The organism is Pseudomonas sp. PDM13 (assembly GCF_025685765.1).
Taxonomy (GTDB): Bacteria; Pseudomonadota; Gammaproteobacteria; order Pseudomonadales; family Pseudomonadaceae; genus Metapseudomonas; species Metapseudomonas solani.
In genome coordinates this window covers 93,333-107,183 of the sequence record NZ_JAOTQU010000002.1, presented here as the reverse complement: position 1 = coordinate 107,183, position 13,851 = coordinate 93,333, and the positions used below count along the sequence as shown (strand labels likewise).

Annotated in this window: 15 protein-coding genes; 3 read left to right on the top strand and 12 right to left on the bottom strand. The window is 67.0% G+C overall.

All coding sequences use genetic code 11. The annotated features are described in order from the left end of the window. Position 1: 1 nt before the first annotated feature. From OEJ36_RS02435 to OEJ36_RS30515, 12 genes are all read right to left on the bottom strand, one after another. Positions 2-1,531: a SulP family inorganic anion transporter gene (locus OEJ36_RS02435; protein WP_263400246.1), complete on the bottom strand. Its 1,530-nt coding sequence runs from the start codon at positions 1,529-1,531 to the stop codon at positions 2-4. Between the two features lie 72 nt (positions 1,532-1,603). Next, entirely contained in the window at positions 1,604-2,326 is a 723-nt protein-coding gene (locus OEJ36_RS02430) for a carbonic anhydrase (RefSeq protein WP_021219885.1), read from the bottom strand. A 216-nt stretch (positions 2,327-2,542) separates the two neighbouring features. Beyond that, positions 2,543-3,247, bottom strand: a complete 705-nt coding sequence (locus tag OEJ36_RS02425; protein WP_263400245.1) for a carbonic anhydrase — start codon at positions 3,245-3,247, stop codon at positions 2,543-2,545. A 208-nt stretch (positions 3,248-3,455) separates the two neighbouring features. Next, complete coding sequence (locus OEJ36_RS02420) at positions 3,456-4,514, bottom strand: PA0069 family radical SAM protein (protein ID WP_263400244.1); 1,059 nt, start codon at positions 4,512-4,514, stop codon at positions 3,456-3,458. An 83-nt stretch (positions 4,515-4,597) separates the two neighbouring features. Next, positions 4,598-5,119, bottom strand: coding sequence for a hypothetical protein (locus OEJ36_RS02415; protein ID WP_263400243.1), 522 nt, complete (start codon positions 5,117-5,119; stop codon positions 4,598-4,600). Next, positions 5,116-5,940, bottom strand: a complete 825-nt coding sequence (locus tag OEJ36_RS02410; RefSeq protein WP_021219889.1) for a hypothetical protein — start codon at positions 5,938-5,940, stop codon at positions 5,116-5,118. The genes OEJ36_RS02415 and OEJ36_RS02410 overlap by 4 nt, the downstream gene beginning before the upstream one ends. Positions 5,941-6,068: 128 nt before the next feature. Further along, the gene (locus tag OEJ36_RS02405; protein WP_263400242.1) at positions 6,069-6,710 is read right to left on the bottom strand and encodes a Vat family streptogramin A O-acetyltransferase; all 642 of its coding nucleotides are present in this window, start codon (positions 6,708-6,710) and stop codon (positions 6,069-6,071) included. Positions 6,711-6,747: 37 nt separating this feature from the next. After that, a complete protein-coding gene (locus OEJ36_RS02400; protein WP_263400241.1) occupies positions 6,748-7,527 on the bottom strand; it encodes a DUF1835 domain-containing protein in 780 nt (259 codons plus the stop codon). A gap of 81 nt (positions 7,528-7,608) precedes the next feature. Next, positions 7,609-8,988 carry a hypothetical protein gene (locus tag OEJ36_RS02395; RefSeq protein WP_263400240.1) on the bottom strand — a complete coding sequence of 460 codons (1,380 nt, stop codon included), beginning with the start codon at positions 8,986-8,988 and terminating at the stop codon, positions 7,609-7,611. 21 nt (positions 8,989-9,009) lie between these two features. Beyond that, positions 9,010-9,291, bottom strand: a complete 282-nt coding sequence (locus OEJ36_RS02390; RefSeq protein ID WP_021219893.1) for a YheV family putative zinc ribbon protein — start codon at positions 9,289-9,291, stop codon at positions 9,010-9,012. Continuing rightward, a complete protein-coding gene (gene prlC / locus OEJ36_RS02385) occupies positions 9,288-11,336 on the bottom strand; it encodes an oligopeptidase A (protein ID WP_263400239.1) in 2,049 nt (682 codons plus the stop codon). Before prlC ends, OEJ36_RS02390 begins: the two co-directional genes overlap by 4 nt. Before the next feature lie 82 nt (positions 11,337-11,418). Further along, the gene (locus OEJ36_RS30515; protein ID WP_374979461.1) at positions 11,419-11,607 is read right to left on the bottom strand and encodes a hypothetical protein; all 189 of its coding nucleotides are present in this window, start codon (positions 11,605-11,607) and stop codon (positions 11,419-11,421) included. Positions 11,608-11,774: 167 nt separating this feature from the next. Here OEJ36_RS30515 and OEJ36_RS02380 point away from each other — a divergent pair, with 167 nt between their 5' ends. Genes OEJ36_RS02380 through OEJ36_RS02370 form a run of 3 tightly spaced genes read left to right on the top strand, consistent with a single transcriptional unit; the run spans position 11,775 to position 13,851 of the window. Continuing rightward, positions 11,775-12,320: a gamma carbonic anhydrase family protein gene (locus OEJ36_RS02380; protein WP_184488195.1), complete on the top strand. Its 546-nt coding sequence runs from the start codon at positions 11,775-11,777 to the stop codon at positions 12,318-12,320. 36 nt (positions 12,321-12,356) lie between these two features. Continuing rightward, entirely contained in the window at positions 12,357-13,199 is an 843-nt protein-coding gene (dinD, locus tag OEJ36_RS02375) for a DNA damage-inducible protein D (RefSeq protein ID WP_263400238.1), read from the top strand. Between the two features lie 4 nt (positions 13,200-13,203). Beyond that, positions 13,204-13,851 carry an HAD family hydrolase gene (locus OEJ36_RS02370; RefSeq protein ID WP_263400237.1) on the top strand — a complete coding sequence of 216 codons (648 nt, stop codon included), beginning with the start codon at positions 13,204-13,206 and terminating at the stop codon, positions 13,849-13,851.

Genomic DNA, 13,851 nt, shown 5'->3' with positions numbered 1-13,851 from the left:
TTCAGACGGCGCGGCCGCGCAGGCTGAGCAGCCGTCCCTCCAGGCGCCGGTTCAGGGCACGGGGCTCTATCTGCAGGGCCCCACCCTGGCGCTGCGCGGCGCGCCCCCAATCCTCCAGCAGCTCCATGCAGGCATGGTCGATGTAGCTGAGGTTATCCAGCGGCACCTGCAGCCGGGTGCCCGGTTCCACCCCCTCCAGCACCCGCGCCAGCTGCGGCACCCGCAGGAAGGTAGCGGCGCCGGCCAGGCGCAGCTCGGCCTCGCCGGGAGCACCCTGCACCAGGGCGACCTTCAGGCGTGAAGCCTTCCAGGCCAGCTTGGCCAGGGTCAGGGCGAAGCCGATGAGCACGCCGCTGAGCAGGTCGAAGGCGACGATGCCCAGTGCCGTGGCGGCGTAGATCAGCAAGGGTGCGCGCCCGTAGCGCGAGAGGCTGCGCATGGCCTTGGCATCCACCAGCTTGAAGCCGGTGAACACCAGCACGCCGGCCAGGGCAGCCACCGGCATGCTCTGCAGCACCGCCGGCAACAGCGCCACGAAGGCCAGCAGCCAGGCACCGTGCAGCACGGCGGACAGGCGCGTGCGGGCGCCGGCCTGGACGTTGGCCGAGCTACGCACGATCACCCCGGTCATGGGCAGCGCGCCGAGCACGCCGCAGAGCAGGTTGCCCACGCCCTGGGCCGACAGCTCGCGGTCCAGGTCGGAGCGCGGCCCTGCGTGCATGCGGTCCACGGCGGCGGCGGAAAGCAGCGTCTCGGCACTGGCGACGAAGGCCACCACCAGCGCCGCCAGGAGGATCTGCGGGTCGGCCAGGCCGAGCAGGTCGGCCGGGCGCAGCCAATCGATGGCCTCGCCCAGGGTGGCCGGCACCGTCACCCGCTGCACATCGAGCGCCAGGGCGAGGCTGGCCAGGGTCGCCAGGCTGACACCGATCAGCGCCCCGGGCAGGAAGCGCAGCGACTGCGGGCGCCAGCGCTCCCAGCCCCACATGCAGGCGATGGTGCCCAGGCCCAGCGCCGCGGCGGCCAGGCCACCGCCCGGCCCCACCTGGGCGAGGGCGCCCACCAGGGTCGCGGGGAACGCCAGGAGATTCTCCAGGCCGGAGGCGTGGGGCTTGGCATCGAACATCACATGCACCTGCGACATCACGATGAGCGCGCCGATGCCGGCGAGCATGCCGTAGACCACCGCCGGCGCGGTGACCCGGAACCAGCAGCCCAGGCGCAGGCGGCCTGCGCACAGTTGCAACAGCCCGGCCAGCACCAGGATCGGCCCGAGCATGGCCATGCCGTGCTCGCGCACCAGCTCGAAGACCAGCACGGCGAGGCCCGCCGCCGGCCCGCTGACCTGCAACGGCGAGCCCGCCAGCCAGCCGACCACCAGGCCGCCGACGATGCCGGTGATCAGGCCCTTGGCCGGCGGCATGCCGGAGGCGATGGCGATGCCCATGCACAGTGGCAGGGCGACGAGGAAAACCACCACCGAGGCCAGCAGGTCCCGGGGTAGCGTGGATTGAAGGGAAGCAAGGCGCATGTCGCGATCTCCTGCGGCACGAAAGGGGGACGCGCGGCGGTCTCGGCCGCCACGGCGTATGGGAAGGGGGCGTCAGGACGCCAGGTAGCGCGGGCGCGGTGTCGCCATGGCGGCGCGGCCTTGCTCCAGCGGCCGGAAGCGGCCGGCCTCGGCGTCGTAGGCGCGGATGGCGGCGGTCTCGATGTCGTAGACCCAGCCGTGGATGAACAGCTGGCCGGCGGCCAGGCGCGCAGCCACCGCCGGATGGGTGCGCAGGTGGTCGAGCTGGGCCACCACGTTCTCCTCGGTGAGCACGCCGAGGGCATCGTGGCCCACGCAATCGCAGTTGCGTTCCACCAGGCTGCGGGCCACCTCGGCGTGGCGCAGCCAGGCGCTGACGGTGGGCATGCCGTTCAGGGATTCAGGGGCCAGCACCGCCTTCATGGCGCCGCAATCGGAATGGCCGCAGACGATGAGGTGCTGCACGCCCAGGGCCATGACCGCGTACTCGATGGCGGTGGAGACGCCACCGTTCATCTGGCCGTAGGGCGGCACCAGGTTGCCGACGTTGCGGGTAACGAAGAGATCGCCCGGCGCGCTGTGGGTGATCAGCTCCGGGGCCACCCGCGAGTCGGCGCAGGTGATGAACATGGCCCGCGGCGACTGGCGCTGCGCCAGCTGCTGGAAGAGGGCGCGTTGCCGGGGGAAGGTCTCCTCGCGAAAGCGCCGGCAGCCCTGCACCAGGGTGTCGAAGGCGGCCTGGGCGTCGATGTCGTCGGAGGGGGCGGGCGGGATGCTGCGGATGTCCTGGTTCATGGTTTCTCCTGTTTGCGTTCCGAGCGGGCCGATGGCCCTCGTGACCTGCCGCTTGATGGCAGATTGCAACCCGACCGGGCGGTCGGGATGGAGAAAAACCTTAGGCGCGCAGACTTAACTCAAACTGAAGAAAAGGCTCTGGAATGAGGCTTCCAGACGAAATGCCTGGTGGCGCACTGCCACCCGTGCGCCCCGGTCCGCCGGGGCGCCCTGGGCTCAGCGGTAGCGCGCGCGGGGGGTCGCCATGGGCAGCGGGCCCTCGCCGATGGGCATGAAGCGGCCGGCTTCGGCGTCGTAGGCGCGGATCGCAGCGGTCTCGATGTCATAGACCCAGCCATGGATGAACAACTGCCCGCTGGCCAGGCGCGCGGCCACCGAGGGGTGGGTGCGCAGGTGGTCGAGCTGGGCCACCACGTTCTCCTCGGTGAGCACGCCGAGGGTTTCGTGGTTGGCACAGCCGCAGGTCTCGGCGACCACGGTGCGGGCCACTTCGGCATGGCGCAGCCAGGCCTTGACGGTGGGCATGCGCTCCAGCTGCTCGGGGTTGAGCACCGCCTTCATGGCGCCGCAGTCGGAGTGGCCGCAGATGATGATGTGGTGCACGCCGAGGGCCATGACGGCGAACTCGATGGCGGTGGAAACACCACCGTTCATCTGCCCGTAGGGCGGTACCACGTTGCCGACGTTGCGGGTGACGAACAGATCGCCCGGGGAGCTCTGGGTGATCAGCTCAGGGGCCACCCGCGAGTCGGCGCAGGTGATGAACATGGCGCGCGGCGTCTGTTCATGGGCCAGGCGCTTGAACAGTTCTTCCTGCTCGGGAAACACCTCGTCGCGGAAGCGCTGGAAGCCTTCGACGATATTGCGCAGCGCTTCGTCCGCGCTTTCCTGGTGCCTCTGGGTTTCGTGCTCGTCGCTCATGCCGACCTCTTCGCCTGGGGAGTCTTCTGGGGGTGCGGTTTACTTTACCGGCACGGTCGGATTTATCCGACCCCCTACAGGACTCCGCTCGACGGTTTCCGGTCACACTCGCTGACATCGAATCGCTGGATAGCCCGCAGGACGGCCCTGGGCGCAACGGTATTAGCGTCTTCCAGGCAATATCCGGCAACGCATATCCGGGCACGGCTCACAGCAACGCCATCTGCCCCCCAGGCGGACAGAAACGCGAGCAGTCCAGCGCTACATCGCCACGTTTCTCCAGGCCCAGGCGGCGCATGGCGACGGCGAAGCGCTGGGCCAGCAATTCAGCGAAGGCGCCTTCACCGCTGAAGCGCTTGCCGAAGCGGCTGTCGTAGACCTCGCCGCCCCGGCACTGGCGGATGATGCTCATCACATGGGCAGCCCGTTGCGGGTAGTGGGCCTGCAGCCATTCCTCGAAGAGCGGCGCCACCTCCCGGGGCAGGCGCACCAGCATGTAGGAGGCGCTACGCGCGCCGGCGTCACGGGCGGCTTCCAGCAGGCTTTCCAGCTCGCTGTCGTTGATCATCGGGATCATCGGCGAGCAGAGCACCCCCACCGGAATACGGTTTTCACGCAGCACGCGGATCGCCCGCAGGCGCGCGGATGGCGCGGCGGCACGGGGCTCGAGCACGCGCTTGAGCTCGTCGTCGAGGGTGGTGAGGCTGATCATCACCTTGACCAGGCGCTGCTCGGCCAGCTGGCTCAGCAGGTCGAGGTCGCGCAGCACCAGCGAGCCCTTGGTGACGATGGTCAGTGGGTGGCGGTAGCGCAGCAGCACTTCGAGTATCTGCCGGGTCAGGCGATGCTCGCGCTCGATGGGCTGGTAGGGGTCGGTGTTGGCGCCCAGGGCGATGGGCGCGCACTGGTAGCCGGGCTTGCTCAGCTGCTGCTCCAGCAGGGCGGCGGCGTTGGTCTTGGCGATCAGCCGGGTTTCGAAATCGATGCCCGGGGACATGTCCCAATAGGCGTGGCTGGGCCGCGCATAGCAGTAGATACAGCCGTGTTCACAGCCGCGATAGGGGTTTATCGAGCGGTCGAAGGGCAGGTCGGGTGACTGGTTGCGGGCGATGATGCTCTTGGCCGTCTCGATGCGCACTTCGGTGGCGCGGGTCGGCGGCACCTCCTGGTACCAGCCGTCGTCCTCGGCCACCGAGAGGGTCGGGGCGAAACGGTTGAACGGGTTGCTGCCGGTTCCCCGGCCACGGGGCGGGAGGGTGACGGACATGGCGAGGCGCTCCGGAAAATACTGTATGCATGAACAGTATATTCTTACAGCGTCCTACGCCAGCCGGTTTTCGTCGGAAAGCCCTACTCGTCCTCGTCGGACTCGCTCGGCGGGGTGAAGGGCTCGATCAGGTATTGGCGGCCGTGGGCCTTGCAGTCGGCGAGGGTGCCTTCGGCCGAGGAGCGCAGTTGCAGGAAGCTGCTGCCGAAGCGCTGCTCGTCGGTGTCCACCAGCCCGTCCTTGAGGTCCACGGTATTGGCCATGGCCAGGGAGTCGGCGTACTTGAATTCATCGCTCACGCCGGATTTTCCGGTCCAGAGCACGATGCGCTGGCCTTCCTGCCAATGCACCGCCGCCTTGCGCTTGCCATCCGGCCACTGGTAGCCGACCACGCAGAAGTGGTTGGCGCTGTCGTTGCGCTTGGCCTGCATCAGCAGGTAGCGCATGTCCTGCTCGGGGTCGGCGAAGGTCTTGTCCTCGGCGATGTCGAAACGCGCCACCTGGCCGGTGTAGATCGACGGGCCGAAGGATTCGGCCGCGCAGGCACCGAGGGTGACGAAAAGCAGGGCGCCGGAGAAGAGTCCGGCCAGGCGTGAGCTGTTCATTTCTTCGGTTTACCCGGGTTGTTGGGGTTGTCGATAAAGGCCTGGGTGAGGCTGAAGAAGGTCTGGCCACCCTTGTCGACCGCCTTGATGAAGTAGCCGCCCGGGTCGCTGCCTTCGGTCATCCAGCCATAGACCGGCGGCTTGTAGGGCTTGGCGACGCTCTTGCCCGCTGCCACGTCCAGGGCGTTCTGCACATGCTGGCGGACGAAGGAGAAGCGCAGGTCGGAACCGTCGTTGGCCAGCCGCAGGTAGCTGTCGATCTTGCCTTCCTTGGCGCCGATGGCCGGATAGTTGCCGAACCCCTCGAACTGCAGCGGGTCACGGGCAGTGATGAAGCCGGTCATGGTCTTGTTGGCGGGCTTGCCGAAGTGCTTCGGTTCGGAGAACGCCATGCGGTTCTCGATCACCTGGCGCATTAGCTGCATGGAGAACAGCGCTTCCTCCAGGCCTCCCGCGTTCTTCGGCACCACCGACTCGGCCAGCAGCAGGCGCGCGAGGCAGCCTTCGTCGGTCTTGCCATCGGGCAGCGTCAGCGCTTCCAGCACGGTGATGACCACGTGGATGCCCGAGGGCAGGTCATCGACGGCGGAAAAGGCCTCCACACGCACCGACTGGCAAGCGCGCAAAGCCTTGATGGTGATGCTCTGCTCGCTCTGGCGGTCGTTGGCGTCCTGCTTCACTTCCAGGCAGGTGTTGGCGCTCTTGATGCGGTAGTGCTTCTTGCCCGGCCCCAGGCCGTTGAGTTTCAGCTTGAGCACGTTGCCGACCACCAGTTCGAGGCTGCCGACGACCGGGAGTTTGTTGCGGGTAAAGGTGGGCACCTGGGGTCTCCTTGCTGTATTGCCGCCCTCTGCGACGGCTCCCTGTGCAGCGGGGCACAGCAGGGAAAACTACTCCCGGCCCCGCGCCGGGGCAAGGTGCCCGCTCGGCGGAAGTGACGCAGTTCGCCTCAGTCTTCCCGGGCGCAGCGCTCCAGGGCGTCGAGATCGGCGGCCATGATCGCCGCCATGTGCCGGCTGATCTTCTCCACCGGCCAGTCCCACCAGGCCAGGGCGAGCAGGCGTTCCACCACCTCGTCGGGGAAGCGCCGCTTCAGCGGTTCGGCCGGGTTGCCGCCGACGATGCTGTAGGGCGCCACGTCGCGGGTCACCACCGAACGCGAGGAGATGATGGCGCCATCGCCGATCTTCACCCCGGGCATGATCAGCGCCTCGTAGCCGATCCACACGTCGTTGCCGATCAGGGTGTCGCCCTTGTTGGGAAACTCGGACAGCTCCGGCATGTGCCGCTCCCAGCCGCCGCCGAAGATCTGGAAGGGGTAGGTGGAGAAGCCGGAGAGCTTGTGGTTGGCGCCGTTCATGATGAACTTCACCCCGCGCGCGATGGCGCAGAAGCGCCCGATCACCAGGCGATCGCCGATGAAGGGGAAGAGATAGAGCACGTTGCGCTCGAAGTTCTCCGAGTCGTCCGGGTCGTCGTAATAGGTGTATTCGCCGATCTCGATCTGCGGGTTGTTCACCGTATTGCGGATGAAGCAGACCTGGGGGAAGCCCGCCATGGGATGCGGGTTGCGGGGGTCGGGTCCGTGCATGAAGCCTCCGGCTCGAAGGAATGAGTGCAGCCCGGAATCAACCGGGCAGGCGCACCTGCAGGCCGCCGTAGCCATTGGCACCGGGTTCGCCCTCGATCTGGACCCGGCCCTGGGCAGCCAGTTCCCGGGTGCGCCAGAAGAGGAAGAAGTCGGTGGCGAAGAAGCCGTCGCAGTGGCCCATGACATCGGCCATCACCCGGCCCAGCGGGCGCCATTCGGGGGAGCAGCGGCCCAACAGGTCGGCATCGATAAAGCTGAAGTCTTCACCCTGGAAGGCCCCGTCGCGCCAGCGGCGGATGCCCGCGCCCTCGGCCAGTACGCCACGCCACTGGTTGGCCAGTTGCTGGCGGCGCTCCGGCCCCACCAGCTTCGGCAGGTACAGCTCGGCGAGTTCGGCCGGCGCGTGCATGGCCACCGCGCGGCGGCTGGCCACGCGGCTGTCACCGCTGCCGCAGGGCACTTCCCAGAGGGGCAGCTCGCTGTGCTCCAGGGCCGCCGCGACCCGTGCCAACAACAGTTGCTCGGAGGCGCTGTCGCCATGCCAGACGGTGACCGCATGACTCTGCCCGGCCAGGCCGGCGAGCCATTGGGCGTCTTCGCCCAGGCCGCCTTCGAAGTCCGGCACCGGCTGCACCGCAACCGGCCATACCGCGCGCCAGAAGGCGGCACGGCGGGTACAGGGCGGCTGTTCGATACCGCTCAGCGGGCCGACGGCGAGGTCATCGCGCAGCACCCGCAGGAACTGCCGCGCCACCTCCTCGCCAAGCACGAAGGCGACGCCTTCGACCGCGTTGTCACCGCATACCAAGTGCCACATGACGCCCTCTCTGAACCCTTGTGCACGCAGGGGAAGATCCGCCCTGGGTGTCGGAATCTAACACTGTCATAAGCGCCACGCTCAAGGCTGCTGGCGCTGCAGCCCCTGGATGACTTCCGCCTCGAATGCCTTGCCGCTTTCCATCGCCTGCTCCGGTTCGCCCCGCTGCAACAGGCCGCGCTCGAATGCCGCGTTCACCGCAGCGTTGGGGCCGGCCAGCACCAGCGACATCTGGTCGCCACTGGCCAGCGGCACAAATGCCACGTCCAGCCGGCGGTCATCGGCGACTCGCTGCAGCAGTTGCAGCACGGCCTGGACGTCGTACCAGTCGCCGTAGTTCTGCGCCTCCAGGCGATAGACCGAGCCATCGGCATAGGCACTCAGCCGGTAGGGGCCCTGGTCGTCCGCCGGGTAGCGCTCCTCGAACACCACATCCTGCAGCGTTGGCCCGGCCAGGCGCGCCAGGCGCCGCAACAGCGAATCGTGCTGGTTGGGGAACATCCCGGTCTCGGTGTCGAAGCCGTACAGGTAGTCGGCGGCACTCAGCAGGAACTCCGGGTCGGCACTGGCCTGCTCATCCACCTTGAGCGCCTGCACCCGGCTGAAGCCGAGGGTGGCCAGCTCGGCGATGCGACGCGCGACCAGTGCCCTGTCGACGTGCGGCTCGTCCTCGCCCTGAGCCTCTGCCCCGTAGTACGGCGAGGGGCTGCACATCGGATCGCGCAGGCGACGCTGGCAGGCCGCCTGCGCCAGTGCGCGTCCCTGAGGGTCGTCGCTCCGCAGGAAAGCCAGTGCGACCTGGTCGGCCTTGTCCTGGTCGGTGATCCGCCCATGGATGCGCAGCAACGCACGGTTGGCCTCGGCCTGTTTCAGGTGCACGAGGGTGAAGGCGGCGGCGCGCAGCTCATAGGCTTCAGCGCCCGGGATCATCGCGGTGACGGCCTGCTCCAGGCGCGGCTCGAAAGCGGGCACAGGTGCTTCCTGCCCGGCGTAGAACGCCAGCACCGCGCGGGCCGGCGTATCCGGGCGCAACAGCAAGGGACGGTCCGATGCCTGGGCGCAGCCCTTCGCGAAAGGTACGGAGACGATGCGGCGGATCAGGTCGTCCGGCCCTTGCAGGCGGTGCCGGGCGAAGGTGCAGAACGTCGGTGACAGCTCGCTGAACTGCAAGTGCGATTGCCACAGGCGCTCGACCGCGACGGCCTCCGTCGGGCGGACCTGGGCCATTGCCGAACGCCAGCGCTGTAACCAGGGCTCGCTGCCATCGGCGATCTGGTCCAGGGCATGGGCGACGGGTGGGAAACGGCGGGTGTCTTGGTCCCAGGCCTGCAGGTCGGCCGCGCTGTGAGGCAGCGCGGCGCCATAACGCGCGGGCAGTGCCGCAGGCTCGCGGGTGATTTCGCTGGCGACGACAAGGCCGCTGGCCAAAGCCAGCAGGCCACAGAGCATCAGACGGGTCATCGGCCCTCCCTGGCCTTCAATTCACTCGCTGGGTTTCTTCAGCTTGGGATTGGGGAAGAACTGCACGCCCTGAACCTTGGGGTCGGCCGGCTTGGGCACAGCCTTGTTGACCCGCGTCCCCAGCTCCTTGGGCACCGACTGGCCCTGGGCGTTGAGGGTGTCGGCATAGCCGCAGGCCACGCACTGGCGGTGCGGTACGCCGTCCTCGTCCCACATCTGGATGCGGTCCTGCTCGCTGCACGCCGGGCACACGGCACCGGCGATGAAGCGCTTCTTGGTGACGTTCACGGGGCCTTCGCTCATGCGGCCTCCGCGGACAGGCCGAGGTGGCGCAGCAGGGCGTCGATGGAGGGTTCGCGGCCGCGGAAGTCGACGAACAGCACCATGGGTTCCTGGGAGCCGCCACGGGCGAGGATGGCCTCGCGGAAGGCGCGGCCGGTGTCGGCGTTGAACACACCCTCTTCCTCGAACTTGGAGAAGGCATCGGCGGAGAGCACTTCGGCCCACTTGTAGCTGTAGTACCCGGCCGCGTAACCGCCGGCGAAGATGTGCGCGAAGCTGTTGGCGAAGCGGTTGAAGGCCGGCGGGCGCATCACCGAGACCTCGGCGCGGATGCCTTCGAGCACCTCCAGCACGCTGCGGCCGTCGCCGTGGGTGGCGTGCAGCTCGAAGTCGAACAGGGAGAACTCCAGCTGGCGCACCATCATCAGGCCGGATTGGAAGTTCTTCGCGGCAAGCATCTTGTCCAGCAGGTCCTGGGGCAGGGCCTCGCCACTCTGGTAGTGGCCGGAGATCAGTGCCAGGCCTTCCGGCTCCCAGCACCAGTTCTCCATGAACTGGCTGGGCAGCTCGACCGCGTCCCAGGCCACGCCGTTGATGCCGGAGGCGCCGGCGTGCTCGACGCGGGTCAGCAGGTGGTGCAGGCCGTGGCCGAATTCATGGAACAGGGTGGTGACTTCATCGTGGGTCAGCAGCGCGGGCTTGTCGCCCACGGCCGGGGTGAAGTTGCACACCAGGTTGGCCACCGGGCTGACCAGCGTGCCGGCGGAGGTGCGGCGCTTGTCGCGGGCGCCGTCCATCCAGGCACCGCCACGCTTGTTGGCGCGGGCGTAGAGGTCGAAGAAGAAGCGGCCGACGTGCTGGCCGTTCTCGCTGATCTCGAACAGGCGCACGTCCGGGTGCCAGGTGTCGAAGCCCGACAGCTCGCGGATCTCGATGCCGTAGAGCTTCTGCACGATGGCGAAGAGGCCGGTGAGCACCTTGTCGATGGGGAAATAGGCGCGGAGGATTTCCTGGGAAATGCTGTAGCGCTGCTCGCGCAGCTTCTCGGCGTAGTAGCCGGTATCCCAGCTCTGCAGGTCGTCCAGGCCCTGTTCGGCGGCGAAGGCGCGCAGCTCGTCGAGGTCCTGCTTGGCGAAGGGTTTGCTGCGCACGGCCAGGTCGCGGAGGAAGCTCAGCACCTGGTCGCTGGTCTCGGCCATCTTGGTGGCCAGGCTCAGCTCGGCGTAGCTGCCGAAGCCGAGCAGGGCGGCCAGCTCCTGGCGCAGGTCGAGGATCTGCTCCATCACCGGGCCGTTGTCGTTCTGGCCAGCGTTGGGGCCCTGGTCGGAGGCGCGGGTGCAGTAGGCGGTGTAGACCTCTTCGCGCAGGGCGCGGTCATTGGCGTAGGTCATCACTGCGTAATAGCTGGGGAACTCCAGGCTGATCAGCCAGCCGTCCAGGCCCTTGGCCTTGGCGGCCTGGGCCATCTGCGCGCGGGCGGATTCGGTCAGGCCATCCAGCGCGGCTTCGTCGCTGACCTGTTTGGTCCAGGCCTGGGTGGCGTCCAGCAACTGGTTGGAGAAGCGGCTGGTGAGCTCGGAGAGCTTCATCTGGATTTCGCCGTAGCGCTGCTGCTTGTCGCTCGGCAGGTCGATGCCGGACAGGCGGAAGTCGCGCAGGGCGTGTTCGAGGATGGTCTTCTGCGCCACGTCGAAGCCAGCGGCCTCGGGGCTTTGCATCAGCGCCTCATAGGCCTGGAACAGGGCGCGGTTCTGGCCCAGTTCGGTCCAGTACTCGGAGAGCTTGGGCAGGCAGGCCTCGTAGGCGCTGCGCAGCTCGGCGCTGTTGCACACGGCGTTGAGGTGGCTCACGGGGCTCCAGGCGCGGCCCAGGCGTTCGCCCAGTTCGTCCAGCGCCAGCACCAGGCCTTGCCAGGTCGGCGTGCCTTCCTGGCGGGCGAGCAGGGACTCGATGGCGGCACGGCTGTCAGCGAGGATGGTGTCGATGGCGGGCTCTACATGCTCCGGGCGGATGGCGGAGTAGGGCGGCAGGTCGAAGTCCTGAAGGAGGGGATTGCTGGAGCTCACGGCATTCACCTGTTGCGTCTGGAAAGGTTGATGGAGCGTAGATACCGGGAAAGAGAGAGGGGGCACAAGGCCCCCTCCTGAATCATTTCCTGCGCCTGGACAAGTGCCAGGAACCGTTCAATGGCATCCCGCTCACCCCCCGGGCGATCTTCTGGATCTGCCCCCCACGCCGCAGATAGGCGGCGACCTGGGATTCGAGGGATTCACGGGTTACCGTGGCCGCTGCGGCTTTGGTTCTGTTCGCAGAGGATCTGAAACGCAAGGTAGTCATGGACTCTCTCCTTTTCCAGAGACGGCCAGCCACATTGCCAGATTTTTGACGGTCCTACGCCGGGTGCACCTGATGAGTGGGACAACCGACGAGCCACGAGGTTTAACCCGGGTCGATGGCGTTCATCTTAATTACAATCGGCGCACAACGCAGCCACAGGACTTTCTATGAGCGCGATAAGAACCTACCGGGGCACCGCTCCACAGCTGGCCGAGCGGGTTTTCGTCGACCGATCCGCCGTGGTCATCGGCGATGTCGAACTGGGCGATGACAGCTCCGTCTGGCCCTTCGCCCTGATCCGCGGCGACATGCACCGTATCCGCATCGGGGCACGTACCAGCGTGCAGGACGGCAGTGTCCTGCATATCACCCACGCCGGTCCCTTCAACCCGGACGGCTTTCCCCTGCTCATCGGCGACGATGTGACCATAGGACACAAGGTCACCCTGCACGGCTGCACCCTGGGCAACCGCATCCTGGTGGGCATGGGCAGCATCGTCATGGACGGCGTCGTGGTGGAAGACGACGTGGTGATCGGCGCCGGCAGCCTGGTACCACCGGGCAAGCGCCTGGAAAGCGGCTACCTCTATGTCGGCAGCCCGGTAAAACAGGCCCGCCCGCTGAGCGACAAGGAAAAGGCCTTCTTCACTTACAGCGCCGCCAACTACGTGAAGCTGAAGGACCTGCATATCGCCGAGGGATACGGCGAGTGAAGATGCCTTGACCCTTTCAAAGGCAAGGAGAGCGCCATGAACCGGAACGTCACCGATCAGCACCACGCCACCTTCGAAGGCCTCCGCCAGACGGATGAGGAAGGCAACGAGTTCTGGCTGGCCAGGCAATTGGCCGAGGTGCTGGGCTACTCCCAGTATCGCCACTTCACCCCGGTGGTGGAGCGTGCGCGTGAAGCCTGCCTGCGCAGCGGCCATGTGATCGAAGACCATATTGAGGACATCCTCACAATGGTTGCGATCGGTTCCGGCGCGCAGCGCCAAGTCCCTGATATCCGTCTGTCCCGCTACGCCTGCTACCTGATCGTGCAAAACGGCGACCCGAGCAAACCGGTCATCGCCAACGGCCAGACCTACTTCGCCATCCAGACCCGCCGACAGGAGCTGGCCGATGACGAGCGCTTCGCCCAGCTGGACGAAGACGAAAAGCGCCTGGCGATACGCAACGAACTGGCGCAACACAACAAACACCTGGCCGCAGCGGCCAGGGATGCCGGCGTCGCCAGCGGCCTGGACTACGCCCTATTCCAGGACCACGGGTACCGCGGCCTTTACGGCGGCCTATCAGCACGGGACATCCACGCCCGCAAGCAGTTGAAGAAAAACCAGAAGATCCTCGACCACATGGGTAGCACGGAACTGGCCGCCAACCTGTTCCGCGCCACTCAGACCGAGGACAAGTTGCGTAGGGAAGACGTACAGGGCAAACAGCACGCCAATCAGATCCACCACGAAGTAGGCAGGAAGGTCCGACAGACCATCGAGGACTTGGGCGGCACCATGCCCGAGTCACTCCCCACGCCAGATCGCAGCATCCAGCAAATCGAATCCGAACAGAAAAAGATCAAGAAAGAGCTCTAAAGCCATGCACCAGCAGAACATTCTCTTCGACCTCGATGGCACCCTCACCGACCCGCGCGAGGGCATCACCCGTTCGATCCAGTACGCCCTGGGCAAGCTGGACATCCACGAGCCGGACCTGGCGCGCCTGGAGCACTTCATCGGCCCGCCGCTGCTGCAGTGCTTCATGCAGACCTACGCCTTCGACGAGCCCCGCGCCTGGGAGGCGGTGAACCACTACCGCGACCGCTTCAAGGTCACCGGCCTCTACGAGAACCGCGTGTTCGAAGGCGTCGCCGAGCTGCTGGGGATGCTCGGCGAGCAGGGCCGCACCCTGTACATCGCCACCAGCAAGCCGGCGGTGTTCGCCCGCGAGATCGCCCGGCACTTCGATTTCGCCAGGCACTTCAAGGTGATCTACGGCAGCGAGCTGGATGGCACCCGCACCAACAAGGTGGAGCTGATCCGTCATCTGCTGGACGAGGAAGGCCTGGACCCGGCCGAGACACTTATGATAGGCGACCGCAAGCACGACCTGATCGGCGCCCGGGAGAATGGCCTGAAGGCCATTGGCGTCGGCTACGGCTTCGGCAGCCATGAAGAGTTGATGGCGGAAGCCCCGGCCTGGTACTTCGCCACCCTGGCGGAGATGCACCAGGCCTTCGCGCGCTAG